This is a genomic window from Bradyrhizobium sp. 157, from assembly GCF_023073815.1.
In the GTDB taxonomy this organism is placed as follows: domain Bacteria; phylum Pseudomonadota; class Alphaproteobacteria; order Rhizobiales; family Xanthobacteraceae; genus Bradyrhizobium.
Map to the genome: position 1 here is coordinate 167,038 of NZ_JADPKF010000102.1, position 18,566 is coordinate 185,603.

Here is an 18,566-nt window from a genome sequence, read left to right on the forward strand (position 1 = left end):
TTTACCACTCAAAGAAGAGAAAGCGACCTCATCCTCCCAAAGACCTGCTCGCATAGACAATTCGCGGCTCCGCGCGAGATGGATTTTGATTTCGGTGGCCGGCAGCAATTGTCGCGCTCTCGCGCAATGCCCGTTCGACCGACTCCCTCATTTGATGTTTGAAGCGCTCCCGGCTGAAGCCGGCAGCATGCCGGACGATGTCGCTCGTGGAGAAGCTAATCGTCTCCGCGCGAGCGATCGCATTCTCCAGCGCCTCCGCCGTCTGCTCCGCGAACAGAACACCCGTCACGCCGTCGATGACGGTTTCGGTAACGCCGCCGCGGCCGAACGCGATGACCGGCCGTCCGCTCGCCATCGCCTCGACCGGAACGATGCCGAAATCCTCTTCTCCGGGGAAAATCAGAGCAAGGCAACGTGCGTAGTGATGGCGAAGGACCGCAAACGGCTGTGGTCCCAGAATCTGAACATTGGGCCGCGCGCGCTGCTTGAGAGTAACAAGCATCTCTCCACCGCCTATCACGATAAGTTTCCTGCCTGACGCGTTGAAGGCGTCGACGACCAAGTCAGCCCGTTTATAGGCAACCAGTTCCCCCACCATCAGATAGTAGTCGCGGACATCAGAAGCCGGGACCTGCTCGAACGCGTCGACATCGACCGGTGGATAGACCACGTCGGATTCGCGGCGAAAGTATTTGCGGATTCGAGATGCCACATTGTGGGAATTAGCAACGAACAAGTCGACGCGGGCCGATGAGCCCTGATCCCAATTGCGCAGGTAGTGCGAGAACAGCGTCATCGCTGTGCGCGTCAGAAAACCGGATGCAAGCTTATAGTCCTGGTACATGTTCCAGATGTAGCGCATCGGGGAGTGGCAATAGCAAACGTGCACCGCATGCGGGGGAGGAATGATACCCTTGGCGGGACCGGATTCGCTGCTGATGATCAGGTCGTAGCGACGAAGGTCGAATTGCTCGAGCGCAAGCGGCATGAGCAGGAGATATTTCTTGTACCAGGATTTTGCACGCGGGAGCCTGGCGATAAACGACGTGAAGATTCGATGCTTAGAGATTGTCGCGGAGATCGACTCTGGCGCCACCACATGCGTGAAGATGTCGGCCGATGGATAGAGTTCGCATATCGCTTCGAGAACTTTCTCGCCACCGCGCATGCCGACAAGCCAATAATGGACTATTGCGACGCGCATCAGTATGTGCCCTTGGCTCTAATCACCACCGGTATAGTTTTCAAGATGATTTTGATATCCCTCCAGAACGACCAGTTCTCGACATAGCTTCGGTCGAGGTACACCCGGCGTTCATAGGAAACGTCATTCCGGCCGCTGACCTGCCATGCGCCAGTCAGGCCGGGACGAGCCAGGAGATAGTGGCCGGCGCTCGATCCGTACATTGCGATTTCTTCGCTGACGACCGGCCGCGGACCAACGATGCTCATTTCGCCACGAAGCACATTCCAGAGCTGCGGCAGTTCATCCAAGCTCATCTGGCGCAACACATCCCCGACCGCAGTCACGCGCGGATCTCGCTTTAGCTTGCGTGTTTCGGCCCATTCCTTCGCAGCTTCAGGATTATCGCGGAGATGGCGCGCGAGCACTGCGTCGCCGTCGATCACCATGGTTCTGAATTTGAAACAGCCGAAGGAACAAGAGCGAAAGCCAACGCGTGGCTGCCGGTAAAGAACGGGGCCGCGATCGCTGGCTTTCAGAAGCAATGCAATGAGAAGAAAGAGCGGAGCAAAGGCCAGCAGGGCTGAGAAAGAAACGAGGATATCGAACACCCGCTTCGGTACGCCCCCAATCGGATATCTAGCCGATCGCGATTTGATGCGCTTATCGATGAACAGTTCGACTTCTGTGGTGGCGCTTTCCCTCAACTGGAACAATTGCATTTGCCCGCCCTCCGCTGAAGGAAATCAATGCAGCTGTCTTAGGAACAAATTTTTTGACACCAACTTGTCTCGAATTAATGCGTAACTAATAATGCGCCGCAACTTGATTATTCTAACCCACGGTGCGCAATGCGTATGCAGCCTGATTTCTCGATGAGCACAATCCCACATTCGGAGCGGGGGTTGCATAGTCTGCGACGCAATCTATGTCGCCGCAGCCCATCGGCTCGCGTGTGTTCCAATGTTTTGTACTGTGATTACACATGCCTTGTTTTCAGAAATTGGGGCGGCATCAACGTGGGAACAACGGTTGAAACAATGGTTTCGAATGTTTTTTCATTGTGATTAGCGTCCCTGTCATTCTTCCGAAATTGAAGCGGCGCCAAGATGAACAACCGAGATTGGAAACAGGCAGGAGGAAAGAAACAGGACTAGGAGTCGACAATCAGGCAGATACAACTGCAATGTCGACTTCTCTTTCGCAGAAGTAATGGCAATGCCACTCACAACACTTCCGCGATGACGCGCGAAGGATTCATAAACGCACGGTTCTGAGTAGTTATTGGCGTAAGGATTTCCGAGAATGAGATCGAAAGTGGAATGGAACACTTCGGGGACTTCTAGGAAGCAAACGGACCCAAGCATGCACCGCGACCTCTCTCGATGCTTCAGAGATGAGGGTGCAGCATTGGAACTTGTCCAAGCCTGCCTTTGGGCCACCGGTGTCGTATGTCCACATTGTGGCGAAACTCGCCGGACCGGTCTCCTCAAGGGGGGCAGTACGTCGACAGGTACTTACAAGTGCTATGGCTGCCGGAAACTCTTCTCGGTACGAACGGGCACAATCTTTGAGTACAGTCACGTCCCACTTCGCAAATGGCTGAAGGCCCTGCTACTGACCGGCTGCGGCACCGAATCTATCAAGCCGTTTCAACTCAGCCACGCCATCGATGTTTCCTTCAAGACCGCCGCCCTTATGATCGCGCAGATCAACCGATCCGCCGCCGAATGTGGAATACGAGCACCTGACGATGCAGCTGACACTGCCGTGCCGGCGAACGAAAATTTCAGCCTTGCACCGGCGGACCACCCGGAGGTTGGACCGCCGCAAACCATTGATTCGCCAGCATTGATCCCCCACGCGGGAGCTAAACCCCATGCAAAAACCAACTGAAGTTCCGGTGTGCAAACCAGAGAAGAAAAGAGACGACACAAGTTTGGAGGGATGGGACGACGATCTCATTGCGCGTTTCGAGATACACCTGGGGCAAATTCTGCGTGTTGGCCGGAAGCGGAAGCGCGCACTGCGCGAGCAGAACGGCAATTCGAGCGGGGTTGGCGGGAGTGACTCTGCGAGGTGACCGTCGGTCGTCGCAATCACAAACGGGTGAGGTCGGTGGGTAACAGGACGCGGACCATGAGACTGCTTGATCGCCTTGCCCGCAGCTTTCTCACCCGCCGTACGCATTCTGTGCGCCCTTCGTAGCGGGGAGCGCTACATCGCGAAACCCACTATCGCCGAGCCACTGTTTTCTTACCGGAGGGTAGCATAGCTCGCGACGTCGCTGTTTCATAACCTCCCAAAGCCGCGCGGAGAGGCGCTGAACCGAGCTAGATTTGTTCGAGGATGCGCGTCGCAAGTCAGGAGCCGACGCCACCTCCGCTACATCGGATCGAAAGCGCGGATCGGCGGAAGATTGCCGTTGAACCGCTCCACCTCGACAGTCGTGAGCTGGCCGGTGCAGCCTTGCGCGAAGGATGAGGTACCGATGTCGCGTGTGAGCACATTCGGATTGCCGTGAACGCAGAGCGGTGTCTCTTCCTCCGGATCCATCGGGTCGTACCACGCGCCGGTCGGTAGCTGGACGACACCGGGAGCGATGCCGTCGGTGATGTGCACCGCGGCAAGACAGGCTCCGCGTTCGTTGAACAGGCGGATGATGTCGCCATCCATGATCCCGCGAACGTCCGCGTCGCGCGGATTCATGCGCGCGACCTCGCGGCCGCGATGCTTGGCCCCGGTCGAATGTCCGCCGAAGTCAAGCTGGCTATGCAAACGCGTCACCGGCTGATTGGCGACAAGGAAGCACGGCGAGCCCCGCTTGGGCGCGTCGGTCTTCTCGAGCCAAACCGGATGGCCCGGGCAGTCCGCATCGCCATGGCCCGCGATCTTCTTCGAGAAAATCTCGATCCGTCCGCTTGGTGTCGGGAGGGGATGAGCGATCGGATCTTCGCGGAAGCGGCGGAGCTTACCGCCGTCGTCGAGGTGTTGCGGCACGATCAGGCTGCCGCGCTCCCAGAATTCCTCGAAGCTCGGGGCCGGGAGGCCGCGCGCGGCGAGCGAGGCACGGGTCGGTTCGTAGAGATGCGCCAGCCACTGCCGTGCCGTGCGGCCTTCGGTGAAGGCGTCACGGGCGCCGAGACGTTCGGCAATATCGGCGAAGATCTCATAGTCGTCGCGCGCAAGGCCAAACGGCTCCGCGATCCGGTGCATGGCGACCATCAGGGGATCGTTGGTGGAATAGCCGATGTCCTCGCGCTCGAGCGTCATCGTGCAGGGCAGGACGATATCGGCGTGGCGGGCCGTGGCGGTCCAGGCGAGCTCATGCACAACCAGCGTGTCGAGCCGGGCGAAGGCTTTGCGCAGGCGGTTGAGATCCTGGTGGTGATGGAAGGGATTGCCGCCTGCCCAGTAGACGAGACGGATGTCCGGATAGACGCGTGTCTCGCCATTGTAGCGATAGGTGGTGCCGGGGTTGAGCAGCATATCGGCGATGCGCGCCACTGGAATGAAATCCGCGACACCATTTCGGCCTTGCCCTAGCGTCGGCCCCGGCACGTCGTTCACGCGGCGGCCGTAATAACCGATCGCGCCGAGCGAATAAGCGTAGCCGCCTCCAGGCAGGCCGATCTGGCCGAGAGCAGCCGCCAGCACCATGCCCATCCACACCGGCTGCTCGCCATGCTCCGAGCGCTGCAGCGAATGGGAGACGGTGATCAACGCGCGCCGCCCGGCAAGTCGACGGGCAAGTTTCCTGATCGTGTTCGTGTCGATACCGCAAATCGTGGTGGCCCACTCGGCGCTCTTAGGTTGACCATCCGTCTCGCCGGTCAGATAGCGCAGGAAGATCGGCCAGCCCTGGGTATAGCGATCGAGGAAGGCCTGATCGTGCAGGCCTTCGCTGACCAGCGTGTGGACGATCCCGAGCATCAGGGCCGTGTCGGTGCCGGGCACGGCCGTCATCCATTCGGCACCGGCCTCCGCGGGCAGATCGTCGCGCAGGGGGCTGACCAGGATGAACTCGCAGCCACGCCGGCGCGCCGCGGCCATGGCGCCGCGCTCGACATGCTTGCTGATCGAGCCGCCGGCCACCATGGAGTTCTTCAGCGCCATGCCGCCGAACGCCAGCACGATCTCGCTTTCGGCCGCGATCTGCTCCCAGGTGACGTTGCGCTTGGTGATGTCTTCGTAACCCGCCAGGATCTGCGGCAGCAGCACGGAGGACGCGCCCGAGGAATAGGTGTTTACCGAACGCACATAGCCGCCCATCGCGATGTTGAGGAAGCGGTGAACCTGGCTCTGCGCGTGATGAAAGCGGCCCGCGCTCGACCAGCCATAGGAACCGCCGAAGACCGCACCGGGGCCGCTTGTGTCGCGGATGCGCGATAGCTCGCCAGCCAGGATGTCGAGCGCCCTGTCCCAGCTAACGGAGACGAATTCGTCGCGGCCGCGGCGATCATCGGGGCCGGGGCCACCCTCAAGCCAGCCGCGGCGTATCGCCGGCTGGCCGATGCGCGCCTGATGGTGCAACGCGCCGGGGAAGTTGCCGATGATGCCGTTCGGATCAGGATCCCCCGCATACGGCCTGATTTCGAGTCCAGCCTCGCTGTGACGCGCCGAGAACACGCCCCAGTGCGAGGTGTGCGGCTTGAAGCCGTCCGACAGATCGAGGCCGGGATCGGGGTAGCCAATCATCTCGCTCATTACGTCTTCCTTATCGCAGAGCGGCGGTCGGGCCGAGCCCGGTCGCAACTATCCAACAGTATACTGATCTGCTTTCCAATGTCGTCGGTTCAGCACTGCTGGAAACGCAGGGGTACCCGCGATCAATGTGAGTGGGCAGTCACGTACACAATCTGGTTGAGGTGCCACGCCACAAGAAAGCGCGATCTCGTGGTGGTTTCAGCCGTTGTGTTAGCCAGCGCGGGCGATGCCGTCTCTTCCTTAGGTAGTCGATGTCGCGTCGTCCGTCGCGGAGTTCGGCTCGGCAAGAAGATGACCTCTCACGTTGTCGACTGTTCTTCGAAAACTTTGACGGATACGTTCGCCACTTGTCGCAGTACTTCGCGATCGGCGCCTGATGACGCCATCACGCCCATGCCGGCGGACACCGCCGAAAGATAGCGCGCCAGCGCGGCAGCGTCGGCGGTTTGCTTCAGATCGCCCTCCTTCTTCGCCCTGACGAAGCGTTCGCGGAGCTGATCCTCGGTCAGTGCACGGCGCGCTGCGAGCTCGAAGGGAACATTCTCCGAACCGGTACCGCAGGCAAGGCCGCCTTGCACGAGCAGGCAACCGGGCGGATTGTTGGGATCGGTTTGGCTGTCTGCGGTACCCATGAGCATCCGCTCCGCGACGTCTCGGGCGGTCGGCGCGTTCAAAACCCCCTCCATCCAGGCCGCACGTTTGGCCGTGTACCGGTCGAGGGCAGCCTTCAGGAGACCTTCCTTATTTCCAAATGCCGCATAGAGGCTCGGCGGGTTAATGCCCATCGCCTCGGTAAGCTGGGCAATGGTCGCGCCCTCATAGCCATGTCTCCAGAAGACTTCCATCGCCTGATCCAATGCAGCGTCGGCGTCGAATTCTCTCGGGCGTCCCATGGCCATTCGCGTTACTCCCTCGAAGCCGACGCCGTTTTTCGCTCGGCGTTCGATCCTCAACCTTCTGATTTATCATGGTTTCTTTTATTTGATTTCCAGTCTTGCGGCTTGCGACATAAGATTTTCGTAGTGTGCAGTACATAAGTATCTTGCGGACCGTCGTCCAGCTTCATATCTGTAGCGAGCACTACATTTATGGAGCGCGCAAATGCCCCCATCCGCCAATACCTCCCATTCCGGCCGATTCCGACGCGTTGTCGGCGGCGTTGCCATCATCGGCGTCCTCGCGGCGGCCGGTTCGATCGCGAGCGGCCGCTATTTTCATGCGGCCCAGGCGACCACAGGGACCGCACCCGAGCAGGCCGTCTCCGTCACGATCGCGGTGATCGAGCCGCGTCGGACCGGGCTGTGGGATGACTTCTCTGGACGTCTCGAAGCCGTCAACCGCGTCGAGCTCCGCCCACGCGTCGCTGGCGCGATCCTGTCGGCCAACTTTGCCGAGGGCGCGCTGGTGAAAGCTGGCGATGTCCTGTTCAAGATTGATCCCGCGCCCTACGCCGCCGAAGTGGATAAGGCGAGCGCGCAGCTCGAGGCAGCAAAAGCGCGTGCGATCTTCACTGCGAGCGAAGTCGAGCGCGGCGCGCAGCTCGTCGGCAACGCCGTCGTCACGCGGCGCGATTTCGATCAGCGCGAGAACGCCAATCGCGAAGCCATCGCCAATGTGAAGGCGGCCGAGGCAACGCTGCAGACTGCAAAGCTCAATCTAGACTACACCGAGGTCCGTGCACCCGTCGATGGCCGCGTCGGCAAGATCGAGGTGACCGTCGGAAACCTCGTGGCCGCAGGGACTGCCTCGCCGGTCCTGACCTCTCTGGTCTCTGTCAACCCGATCTATGCAAGTTTCGATGCGGACGAAGAGATCGTGCTGCGGGCGCTGAATTCCATTGCAGATAGTTCGGGCAAGCGCGGCAATCTTGATCAAATACCCGTCGAGATGACCACCTCTGGCGGCACATCGGCCAAAGGCCATATCCAGTTGATCGACAACCAGGTCAATGGCCAGAGCGGCACGATACGCGTCCGCGCGGTATTCCAGAACGAGGATGGACGCCTCATCCCCGGCCAGTTCGCGCGGGTGCGGATGGGCCAGCCTCAGCAACAGACGCTGGTGATGATCGACGAGCGAGCCATCGGTACCGATCAGGATAAGAAGTTCGTTATGGTGGTCAGCGACGACAACCGCGCGGTCTATCGCGGAATAACGCTCGGCGGCGCCGTCGACGGGCTCCGCATCGTGACGGGTGGCCTAAAATCCGGTGACCGCATCGTCGTGAACGGCCTACAGCGGGTACGCCCGGGCGCGCTCCTGAAGACCGAAATTGCGGAGATGGGCTCGCGCGGACCGCAGCAAGCGTCGAACGCCGGCGGCCGACAAATCGTGCAGCGCTAACGACCGTCAGCGCTTGGGGCATAGCAATGAATTTCTCAAAGTTCTTCATCGATCGGCCGATTTTTGCCGGTGTGCTTTCGATCGTGATCTTCCTGGCCGGCCTGATCTCGCTCTTTGCCATGCCGATCTCGGAGTATCCGGACGTCGTGCCGCCCTCCGTGGTGGTGCGCGCGACCTACCCCGGCGCCAATCCGAAGGTGATCGCGGAGACAGTGGCAACGCCGATCGAGGAGCAGATCAACGGCGTCGAGAACATGCTCTACATGAGCAGCCAGGCAACCACCGACGGGGCGATGACGCTAACAGTGACGTTCCGCCTCGGCACCGATCCTGACAAGGCGACACAGCTTGTGCAGAACCGCGTGCAGCAGGCCGAGCCGCGGCTGCCGGCGGTCGTTCGCCAGCTCGGCATTATCACCAAGAAGAGCTCGCCCGATCTTACCATGGTCGTGCACCTGCTGTCGCCAAACAACCGCTACGACATGACGTATCTCCGCAACTACGCGGTGCTGAACGTCAAGGACCGCCTTGCGCGGATCGACGGCGTCGGTGATGTCCAGCTCTACGGTGCCGGCGACTACTCGATGCGCGTCTGGGTCGACCCGCAGAAGGCCGCCGAGCACGGCCTGACCGCAAGCGACATCGTGAGGGCGATCCAGGCGCAGAACGTCGAGGCCGCCGCTGGCGTGGTCGGCTCCTCGCCGAGCGTCAAGGGCATCGATCTTCAGATGTCGGTCAACGCCGAAGGTCGGCTCGCGAGTGAAGAACAGTTCGGCGACATCGTGGTCAAGACCGGTTCGCGTGGCGAAGTGGTGCGGCTGCGCGACGTCGCGCGCATCGAATTAGGTGCGTCCGAATATGGCCTGCGCTCGCTGCTCGACAACAAACAGGCGGTGGCGATCCCGATCTTCCAGGCGCCGGGCTCCAACGCGCTCCAGATCTCCGACCGCGTCCGCGCCACCATGGCCGAGATCAAGAAGAACATGCCCGAGGGCGTGTCCTACCAGATCGTCTACGACCCCACACAGTTCGTGCGCTCGTCGATCGAGGCGGTGATCCACACGCTGCTGGAAGCGATCGCGCTGGTGGTACTGGTGGTCATCCTGTTCCTCCAAACCTGGCGGGCTTCCATCATTCCGCTCCTGGCCGTGCCGGTGTCGATCGTCGGCACATTCGCCGTGATGCACGTGTTCGGCTTCTCCATCAATGCGCTCAGCCTGTTCGGCCTGGTGCTCGCGATCGGCATCGTCGTCGACGATGCTATCGTCGTGGTCGAGAACGTCGAGCGCAACATCGAGGCCGGGCTGTCGCCGCGAGACGCCACCTACCAGGCAATGCGCGAGGTCTCCGGCCCCATCATCGCGATCGCACTGGTCTTGATTGCCGTATTCGTTCCCCTCGCCTTCATCTCCGGCCTCACCGGGCAATTCTACAAGCAGTTCGCGCTGACGATCGCGATCTCGACGGTGATCTCGGCGATCAACTCCCTGACGCTGTCGCCGGCATTGTCGGCGTTGCTGCTCAAGGGCCACAATGAGCCCAAGGACAGGCTGACCCTCATTCTGGAGAAAGGGCTCGGCTGGTTCTTCCGCGGCTTCAACCGCGCCTTCTCGCGCTCCTCGGAGAATTATAGCGGCAGCGTCTCCAAAGTGATCTCCGGCAAGGCGGCGGTGATGGGCGTCTATGTGCTCCTGATCGGACTGACCGCCCTGCTTTTCCAGCAGGTGCCAAGCGGCTTCGTCCCGGGCCAGGACAAGCAGTACCTCGTCGGCTTCGCGCGCCTGCCCGACGGCGCCACGCTCGACCGCACCGAAGAGGTCATCCGCAAGATGAGCGACATTGCGCTGACGCAGCCCGGCGTCGAGAGCTCGGTGGCGTTTCCCGGCCTGTCGATCTCCGGTTTCACCAACTCCTCCAACGCCGGCATCGTGTTCTCCACGTTGAAGCCGTTCGACGAGCGCAAGGATCCCGCGCTGAGCGGCGCTGCGATCGCGGCCGAACTGAACAAGAAATATGCCGGGATCCAGGAAGCCTTCATCGCCATGTTCCCGCCGCCGCCGGTCAACGGGCTCGGCACCATCGGCGGCTTCAAGCTCCAGATCGAGGACCGCGCCGGCCTCGGCTATGACGCGTTGAACGAGGCGACCAAGGCATTCATGGCCGCGATGCAGAAGGCACCGGAAATCGCCGGCGTCTTCTCGAGCTTCCAGGTCAACGTGCCACAGTTGTTCGCCGACATTGACCGCACCAAGGCCTTGCAGCTCGGCGTGCCCGTGACAGAGGTCTTCAACACGCTGCAGATCTATCTGGGCTCGTACTACGTCAACGACTTCAACAAATTTGGCCGCACCTATTCGGTCCGTGTGCAGGCCGACGCGCCGTTCCGCGCGCGGGCCGACGACATCAGGCAATTGAAGGTGCGCTCTGCGTCCGGCGACATGATCCCGCTCTCGGCGCTCTTGAAGATTCGCCAGAGCGCCGGGCCTGAACGCGCGATCCGTTACAACGGTTTCTTGTCCTCCGACATCAACGCGGCGGCAGCGCCCGGCTATTCCTCCGGCCAGGCCCAGGAAGCGGCCACGCGCATCGCGGCCGAAGTGCTACCGCCTGGCTTCGCCTTTGAATGGACCGACCTGACCTATCAGGAGTTCATCGCAGGCAACTCCGGCATCTGGGTTTTTCCACTCGCGATCCTCCTCGTGTTCCTGGTGCTGGCTGCTCTCTATGAGAGCCTGACCCTGCCCCTGTCGATCATCATGATCGTGCCAATGGGGTTGCTAGCTGCGATGTTCGGCGTCTGGATCTCGAAGGGCGACAATAACGTTTTCACCCAGATCGGGTTGATCGTGCTGGTGGGATTGTCGGCCAAGAACGCGATCCTTATCGTCGAATTTGCGCGCGAACTGGAGTTCGCAGGCCGTTCGCCGATTCGTGCCGCGATCGAGGCGAGCCGCCTGCGGCTGCGTCCGATCCTGATGACCTCGATGGCATTCATCATGGGCGTCTTGCCCCTGGTGCTCTCGACCGGAGCCGGTTCCGAAATGCGCCGAGCTATGGGCGTTGCCGTCTTCTCCGGCATGATTGGCGTCACGGTGTTTGGCCTGTTCCTGACACCCGTGTTCTACGTTCTATTGCGCATCGTCACGGGACTGAAGCCACTGACCAACCATTCCGCAAATGCGGCGACCAGTCACGCGCCAGAGCCCAGTCGCTAATGCGGCACGCTGGTCGAACGAGGGACAGTGGTTGGCCGGCAGCCATACGGATTCCGCATGCGCAACAGATCGAAAGTCCTACTAGTCCGGGTTTGACCGACCCGAACCCATTGGTGGGTATCGCCACGCCAAAGCCGAGTTACGCTACATGATCGAACTCATCCGCGAACGAGGCAAAGCCGCGCGGAGCCGCCGCGCGAAATCGCCCGATAACGCCACGGCCAGTCGGGAATCGAATAACTGAAGCGCCTGATCTCGGAAGTCGCGTGAGTCAGAGACGTATCACACAACAGCCCTTCAGCCCGGCATACCCTATCTGCTGCTGACCGCAGGCGCGCCGCATCGCGTCAGCGCAATGCGACCAATCTTGGGCTCGGGTCTCGGCAGGTCCGATTCAGCAGGTAACGTGAAAAAGGCCAATCTTCTTCGCGCGCGAGTTGTTGAACGTATGGATCGCCTCAGGGGTCGGCTGCAACAGGACCGTGCAACCCTTTTTTCGCAAAATACGCCTCAGCCTCCGGCGATAGGTGCACATTGCCCATCTGGCCTGAGCCAAGAATCAGCTGCTCGCACCCGTCCTCAAAGACGAACTTCGCTTCGTCCTTCGAGAGGACATGCGAGGTGCCGTAGTACTTCTTCGACAGCTTCTTCTTCCGCCTTGCCACTTCGCCGGACAGACGAATAATCATGTCGTGGTCATAAGTCTTTCCGTCAATCGTGATGGTGCCGAATGTAGTGCGTTCGATCTCCATGGCCTGACCTCCTCATGATCTCGGCACGAGGCCCCGACTCCGCGTCGGCAGACGAGCCTGGCATTAACCTTCATGCTCATCCGCGGCCATGTGGGGCAACGTTGTCGACGGATCACTCCTAAATGGCAGAGGCTCGCGTCAGAAAGCTCGCGGGCCTCCTGTTTCCGAACCTTGGACCCCGGCGGTGCTGTTAGCCGGCAATTCGCTGCTGCCGTCTACCCGACGATCTGGAACGCGTCTGCCGCACGCAACACCGTGCCGTCCTCCCAGTGGCGTCCGATCAGCATCATTCCGACAGGGAGCCCCGCCGACATGCCTGCCGGAACCGAGGCGGCGGGATGGCCAGTGCCGTCGAACGGGCAAGTGTTGGAAATCATTTCGAGTGCCCCGGTGGGGATCAGGTGCTGTTCGCTGGACAGAATCTACCGCCCCCTCACTCGCAGGTTGACCGGAGCCTGTCCATCTTCCGTGTCCAGGATGTAGGCTTTCACTCTGGGCAGAGTCTTCTCCATGGCTTCAAGATAGAGACGGCTGCGCGTGAGCTCGGGGGCCTTCGCATACTCTCGCTGTAAGGCTTTGAGGCGGGTGGTCGTGCCTATGGCCTGCGCGATGCGCTGCTCACGCCGGCTCTGCGCTGCCTGGACCAATGTGTGCGCCTCCCCGCGAGCCTTAGGCAGGAGGTTGGCCGCATAGACCCGCGCCTCGTTGCGTGAACGCTCGCGATCGGCCATGGCGTCCGCCACGTCTTGAAAAGCCTGTGCCACCGCCGCGTCAAGCGTCACGGCCATGATGCTGGAAGCCGTGATCTGAACGCCGCTTCGGTAGCGATCGAGGAGCTCCTGAGTCCGTACCTTCACCTTATCCTGGATGGCAAGCCGGCCTGTGGTCAAGACTTCATCAACTGACATGCCGGCCAAAACCTGGGTGAGCACACTTTCGGCAAGTCCGCCGATCAGCGCTCTTGTGTCCTCGACATGCAGCAGGAAGTCGGCAGGATCGCGTATCACGTATTGTAGCACGAGCGCGATGCTTAGGATGTTCGTGTCACCAGTCAGCAGCTCCATCCCAATCACGGTCTCCTGCTCCCCCTCGGGCAAAGCGAAGCCCACGCCGACTTTCGAGACACTTGTGGTCTTAAGTACGTCGACCCGGTCGACGGGCCAGGGGAAACGCCAGTGCATGCCGGGGCCCAGGCGGGCATGGGGCGCGCCGAGGCGGCGCGCCAAAGCTTGCTCGTCCGTTGCGACGAGATGGAAGCCCGTGGCGAAGTAGGCCGCGATCACCAGGAGCAAGAAGACGACACCCCCCCGGAGCGCGTGAGCGCGCCAGCGCGGATGTCTGGGGGCGCTTTCCGCGCGGTCCTGCGGCACCACGTCTTCGTGGCTGGCTGTCATGGCGATTCCCCGCGTGACGGTGGCTGCTGACCTTTGACACTAGTGCCCACGTTCTCGCCATTCCTGGGACGAGCCTTGGGTGGCGGGTTAAGATCCCGCGCGACCGATCCGCTCGGTTGCAGCATCTGCAGAAGTTCGGACTCGGCCGGCAGGAACAGGGTCGTCTTGTCGTCGAGGATACGATCATAGGCCTCGAGCGTGCGGACGAGCTTGAAGAAGGGTAGATCGGCGCCAAACTCGCGCGCGTAGACACGCATCGCCTCAGCCTCCCCCTCGCCGTCGAGTCGCCTTGCATGTTCGTTGGCCTCGGCGAGGATGCGTGCCTTCTGCCGATCAGCTTCGGCGATGATCCGCCTCGACTCGGCCTTCCCGTCGGAGCGCAACTGCATGGTGATGCGGGCCCGCTCCGCTTTCATCCGCTCGAAGACGCTCTGCCGGTTCTGCTGAGGCAGGGCGAGTTCACGCACACCGAGATCGATCACCTCGATACCGTAGGCGGGCGCAACAAGAGCCTGAACGCCGGCACGTACCTCCGCGACTATCGCTCCGAACTGGTTGTCCGAAGCATGCGGCGCGATGACGGAGGCGAACCTATGGCGGCCGAGCACTGCACCGACTTCACCGACGATAGCCTCCGTAAGCCGCTGCTCGGCGTCGCCGCGCGTGGCAAGCGTCGCGAGGAAGCGCGTCGGTTCGGCGATGCGCCAAGTAGCGAGCGTGGCAACGGACACGTTCTTCCTGTCCGCCGTGACGTACTCAACGGGCGCAGTGCTCAAGTATAGGAGGCGCTTGTCGAACCGCTGCACACGCTCGAAGGGCAGCTTGAAGCCTAGGCCCGGCTCTTCAACGAGCTGCACGATCCGGCCGAAGCGCGTGACAATCCCGTGCTCAGTGATATCTAACGTGTAGAGGCTCGCGAGGGACGACAGCACCAGCACCACGATAGCGGCAGGCGTCAGCATCCGGAGCGCTGCCCTCCGTCTGCCGCCCGCGCGACTCATCTGCCAACTCCAGGGTGAGCTGCCTTCATCGGTTACCGCCCGCGCTAATCGGAGGCTCAAGGAGCCAAAGGTCGAAGTCCTTGATGGCACTCGCCTTCGGCCGGACAAGCTTGTGCACCTTCGGCAACACGTCCTCGATCGTCTCCATCTGCAAGCGGAATGCGGCCAATTCGGGCGCTTGCCGAAACGCCTCGACCTGCAGGCTGAACGCTAGCGCCTCGCCGCGAGCACGGCGGACCTGTTCCTCCTGGACGGCGAGGGCACCCTCGACCGTCGCCGCGGCCTCCCCTTTGGCGTCGTTTACCTCCTCGGCGGCGAATCCCTTGGCGCGGTTGATCGTGCGCAGCTTGTCCTCCTGTGCACTAGCCACGTCCCGCTCGGCGTCGTGTGCCTCCTGGGGCGAATGCACGTAGACCAAGCGCACCGAGACGAGCGCGATGCCGGCGTTCAGACCGTCTAGGCGCGCCTGAACGAACTCATGCAGTCGCGCCTCGACCTCGGCTCTGGCGTTTGTTAGCAACGCATCGATTCGCTGAGTGGCAATAACGCTACGCAGCGCTGCTCGAGCAACGCTCCGGACGAGCGCCTCAGGCTCCGCCAGGTTTGTGACGTAGGCCACCGGATCCTTGACGCGGTACTGCACGGTTGACCGAAGATCGATGAGGTTGGCATCACCGGTCAGGAGGAAGGACTCGCCCTCCACCACCTCGCGCTGGAACCAGGAGCCCTTGGCTTTGATCGCCTCCGGCACTGGATTCGAGGGCCCGCCCACTGTGAGCCGCTCGCGGGCGAGTGTGCGCGTCGTCAAGCTCTCGTCCGCCTGACTGCGGAAACCGAGCTCCGCACTCCGCGTGCGTTCGGTTTCGATGAGACGGTGCGTCTCGATTGGCCAGGGCAGCCGGTAATGTAGGCCTGGGCCGAGGTCGGCCGCGACGATGCGAGCAAACCGGAGGCGCAGTCCGATCTCCCCGGATTGGATCGTAAAGAAGCCGCTTGCGAGCCAGAGGAGAACCAGGCTTGCCAATGCCGCGCTCTTCACCCGGGTGTCAGTAACAAACACGCGGGTCGCGGCCGCAAACCTGTCGCGCAGCCGGACCCATGCCGGCGGCGCGTGCGTGTGCGGCACGTGCGTGTGGAGCGAGATTTCCCCGGTCCGGAGCTCACGCACCGCCTGTCGCAGGATTTGAGCGGATGACCACAGGAACAATCCCGCCATGATGGCGGCCACGATCAGGTCGGGCCACTTGGTCGTGGTTGCCCAAACGCCGAGCGCAGCGAGCATCACGGCGACGTTGCCGATCGCATCGTTACGCGAGCAAAGCCACACGGACCGCACGTTGGCGTCGCCATCCTTGTAGCGCACGAGGATGACGACGCTAGCCACGTTGGCAGCGAGAGCCAGGAAGCCGATGACGCCCATGATCTCGGCGCGGGGCACACCGAGCACAAGCACGTGATAAGCGGTCGTCCCAAACACCCACAAGCCCATCATCGTGAGGCTGACGCCTTTTACAAAGGCCGCACGCGCCCGGACCCGAACGGATGCACCGATGACCGCGAGGCTGATACCGTAGGTCGCCGCGTCGCCCAGAAAGTCGAGAGCATCGGCCTGCAGCGCTTGCGAGCCGGCGAGTGCGCCGGCTCCCATTTCCACCAGGAACATCGCGGCGTTGATCGCAATGACGATCCAAAGCCGCCGCTTGTAATCAGCCGACAAGCCTTCGAAGGTGGCGCCTTCTCCGCAACAGGCTACGCCCATGTTCAGAGCCCTACGCTTCCTGAAGTCTCCATTCAGTGCAACCTCACCGCGGCAGGTAGCGCTTGTCGAGTTGACAAGCCACGGAGTAATTTGGATCGACAACGTTGGCGATCTCGAGCTGCGCTGCTTGGCCTAGAAGCTGAACCGCCTCGATCTTGTCGTAGCCGTGATCCTGCACCAGCCAGTTGACGAGATCGACGCAGGCGATCCGCAGCGCATCGATCAACGGCCGCGTGCTGCCGATCGACATGATCATTCTGTCGTTCTCGAGCCGGGGCCAGTTGATCTTTTTTCCCTTGATGAGGTTCACCGTGAAGGTGACGTCAAACGACGTCTCGACGGCGGCGCCGTCCACCTCGCCGTCACCCTGCGCGGCGTGCCCGTCGCCCAGCATAAAGAGCGCACCCGGCTCGAAAACCGGGAAAGACATCGTCACGCCCTCAACGACCTCATTGAAGTCCATGTTCGCGCCATGAGGGCCGGGTGTCAGCGAGCTGATGCATTCCTTGCCAGGAGGTGCGGTGCCGATTGTCCCGAAGAATGGCCGCAACGGGACCTCGACTTTGCCGATCTTGCTGTTGGGTAGGTCGAGCACACCGACCATTCTCGATCTGTCGAACCGCCAGATAAAGAGCCGGTCCGGCACCGGGTCGGTTACCATCGCGGTCTTGTATTCGGGCGCCAATGCTCCGAAGTAGGGGATCGACGCTCCCCAGCCCCAGTCTCTGTTGAGGCCGATCCTGTCGATACGCACGACGAGTGTATCGCCGGGCTCGGCGCCCTCGATGAAGAATGGCCCGGTCTGTGGGTTGACTCTAGTAAGGTCGAGTCTCGGAAACACCGTCTTGTCGGTCGGCTGGAAGACGTCGTTCGCCGCGTCCTTGGTCCTTGTGATCACCGTGTCGCCTGGCTTGATGCGGATCGCCGGCGGATGCGCATGGCAATAGGTGAAGTAAACAGTGTCTCCCGGGTCATAGCGGACTTCCGCGGCCGAGGCAGGTGCAACCCCAGTAACTATGAGTACCGAAGATAGAGCCACGATGGCCGCTCGCGCCGACTGCTCGTTCATTCGAATCATAGAAATTCCTCCTGTATTGGCAGCGTAGATTGTTGCTATGGAGGCGGCGTAAGATTTCCGCTGGTCATCTCATGGGTGTTTCCTTTCTCGATGTCGAGCAAGCTTGCCGGCGGCTTGGCGCGCTCATAGAAACCGCTGTCGTACAGCAGGCCGAAGAGATCGGAGTTCGCCGGCAACACCATCGTCGTGCCCTCCTTGACGAACTTGCGCGATGCGTCGAGCGTCCGCCGCAGCGCGTAGAACTGCGGTGCCTCGCGGAGCGAGTCGGCGTAGATGCGGGCGGCCTCCGCTTCGCCAGCGCCGCGGTGCCGCTGGGCGACCTTGAAGGCCTCGGCAAGAATGCTCGTCTTCTCGCCCTGAGCCGCGGAACGGATCTTGAGGCCTTCCTCCTCGCCTTCAGAGCGGTAGCGCATGCTGATTGCGGCGCGCTCGGAGCGCATGCGAGCGTAGACCGTGAGCCGGTTGCGCTTAGGGAAGTCAAAGCGCAACAGCTGCACATCAAGGACTTCGATGCCGTAGTCCCGAAGCGCAACATTCCGGCATTTTGCGGCGACCTCGGCGAGCAAGGCCTCTGCTCGATAGGCTTCGGCCGAGACAAAGGCAGCAAGCGGACTTCGGCCGATGGCGGCGCCAAGCTCCGCAGAGAGGATGTCGCCCAAGCGCGATTCCGCACCCGCCTTGTTGAGAACCGTCTCAAAGAAACGTTTCGGCTCGGCTATGCGCCACATGACGGCGCCCGCTGCCGTCACGGCAGTCTTCTCAAGCGTCAGGAATTCACTCAATGGGGGCTGGTAAACAAAAAGCCGGCCGTCGAACTTGGTCACGCTTTCGTAAGGCAGCTTCACGCCGAGACCCGGCGTGGTGACTACCTGCACCGGCCTGCCGAACGACGTGACGACAGCCCGCTCCCCATCGCCAACGGCGAAAAGACATAACGTGGTCGCCACGACAGCGCCAAGCACTCCCGCGGCGCCCAGAATGGCTTGCCTAGGCTTCGAGCTTGAGCGGGCCATGGCTCAGTTGCCTAACGAGCTGGGCTTTTCTCATTCTGTAGGGCGTGCTTCGGGTGGTCAAGGCGTTTGTCTCTTGTGAGCTGCTTGGTATAGGCTTCCGTACGCAGTCCCGCCGGTTGGC

General features: G+C 61.6%; 14 protein-coding genes and 1 pseudogene. 3 read left to right on the forward strand and 12 right to left on the reverse strand.

Annotated elements, in window-relative coordinates; genetic code table 11:
• Positions 1-28: 28 nt before the first annotated feature.
• Both IVA95_RS32570 and IVA95_RS32575 read right to left on the reverse strand, forming a co-directional pair.
• Positions 29-1,204: a glycosyltransferase gene (locus IVA95_RS32570; protein ID WP_247514218.1), complete on the reverse strand. Its 1,176-nt coding sequence runs from the start codon at positions 1,202-1,204 to the stop codon at positions 29-31.
• Positions 1,204-1,905 carry a sugar transferase gene (locus IVA95_RS32575; RefSeq protein ID WP_247514219.1) on the reverse strand — a complete coding sequence of 234 codons (702 nt, stop codon included), beginning with the start codon at positions 1,903-1,905 and terminating at the stop codon, positions 1,204-1,206. Before IVA95_RS32575 ends, IVA95_RS32570 begins: the two co-directional genes overlap by 1 nt.
• A gap of 643 nt (positions 1,906-2,548) precedes the next feature.
• Between IVA95_RS32575 and IVA95_RS32580 the strand changes: the two genes are divergently transcribed.
• On the forward strand, positions 2,549-3,079 hold the full coding sequence (locus tag IVA95_RS32580; RefSeq protein ID WP_247514220.1) for a transposase: 531 nt from the start codon (positions 2,549-2,551) through the stop codon (positions 3,077-3,079).
• Between the two features lie 489 nt (positions 3,080-3,568).
• Here the strand turns inward: IVA95_RS32580 and IVA95_RS32585 are convergent, their stop codons facing one another.
• Together IVA95_RS32585 and IVA95_RS32590 are read right to left on the reverse strand one after the other, a co-directional pair.
• A complete protein-coding gene (locus IVA95_RS32585) occupies positions 3,569-5,890 on the reverse strand; it encodes a molybdopterin guanine dinucleotide-containing S/N-oxide reductase (RefSeq protein ID WP_247514221.1) in 2,322 nt (773 codons plus the stop codon).
• Positions 5,891-6,189: 299 nt separating this feature from the next.
• Positions 6,190-6,789, reverse strand: coding sequence for a TetR/AcrR family transcriptional regulator (locus tag IVA95_RS32590; RefSeq protein ID WP_247514222.1), 600 nt, complete (start codon positions 6,787-6,789; stop codon positions 6,190-6,192).
• Positions 6,790-6,991: 202 nt separating this feature from the next.
• Here IVA95_RS32590 and IVA95_RS32595 point away from each other — a divergent pair, with 202 nt between their 5' ends.
• Both IVA95_RS32595 and IVA95_RS32600 read left to right on the forward strand, forming a co-directional pair.
• Positions 6,992-8,233, forward strand: a complete 1,242-nt coding sequence (locus tag IVA95_RS32595; protein ID WP_247514223.1) for an efflux RND transporter periplasmic adaptor subunit — start codon at positions 6,992-6,994, stop codon at positions 8,231-8,233.
• A gap of 26 nt (positions 8,234-8,259) precedes the next feature.
• Positions 8,260-11,448, forward strand: coding sequence for a multidrug efflux RND transporter permease subunit (locus IVA95_RS32600; protein WP_247514224.1), 3,189 nt, complete (start codon positions 8,260-8,262; stop codon positions 11,446-11,448).
• A 458-nt stretch (positions 11,449-11,906) separates the two neighbouring features.
• Here IVA95_RS32600 and IVA95_RS32605 read toward each other — a convergent pair whose 3' ends face one another.
• The 8 genes and pseudogenes from IVA95_RS32605 to IVA95_RS32640 all read right to left on the reverse strand — a co-directional run bounded on the left by IVA95_RS32605 (position 11,907) and on the right by IVA95_RS32640 (position 18,445).
• Positions 11,907-12,200, reverse strand: coding sequence for a hypothetical protein (locus IVA95_RS32605; protein ID WP_247514225.1), 294 nt, complete (start codon positions 12,198-12,200; stop codon positions 11,907-11,909).
• Positions 12,201-12,415: 215 nt separating this feature from the next.
• Entirely contained in the window at positions 12,416-12,577 is a 162-nt protein-coding gene (locus IVA95_RS32610; RefSeq protein ID WP_247514226.1) for an amidase family protein, read from the reverse strand.
• Between the two features lie 45 nt (positions 12,578-12,622).
• On the reverse strand, positions 12,623-13,594 hold the full coding sequence (gene hflK, locus IVA95_RS32615; protein WP_247514227.1) for an FtsH protease activity modulator HflK: 972 nt from the start codon (positions 13,592-13,594) through the stop codon (positions 12,623-12,625).
• Entirely contained in the window at positions 13,591-14,556 is a 966-nt protein-coding gene (locus IVA95_RS32620) for a protease modulator HflC (RefSeq protein WP_247514228.1), read from the reverse strand. Before IVA95_RS32620 ends, hflK begins: the two co-directional genes overlap by 4 nt.
• 64 nt (positions 14,557-14,620) lie before the next feature.
• The gene (locus IVA95_RS32625) at positions 14,621-15,763 is read right to left on the reverse strand and encodes a protease modulator HflK (protein WP_247514246.1); all 1,143 of its coding nucleotides are present in this window, start codon (positions 15,761-15,763) and stop codon (positions 14,621-14,623) included.
• Positions 15,743-16,354 (reverse strand): annotated as a pseudogene (locus IVA95_RS32630) (cation transporter); the annotation flags it as partial. The gene IVA95_RS32625 and the pseudogene IVA95_RS32630, both read right to left, overlap by 21 nt.
• 43 nt (positions 16,355-16,397) lie before the next feature.
• On the reverse strand, positions 16,398-17,432 hold the full coding sequence (locus IVA95_RS32635; protein ID WP_247514229.1) for an acetamidase/formamidase family protein: 1,035 nt from the start codon (positions 17,430-17,432) through the stop codon (positions 16,398-16,400).
• 35 nt (positions 17,433-17,467) lie between these two features.
• Positions 17,468-18,445, reverse strand: coding sequence for a protease modulator HflC (locus tag IVA95_RS32640; RefSeq protein WP_247514230.1), 978 nt, complete (start codon positions 18,443-18,445; stop codon positions 17,468-17,470).
• Positions 18,446-18,566: the final 121 nt, after the last annotated feature.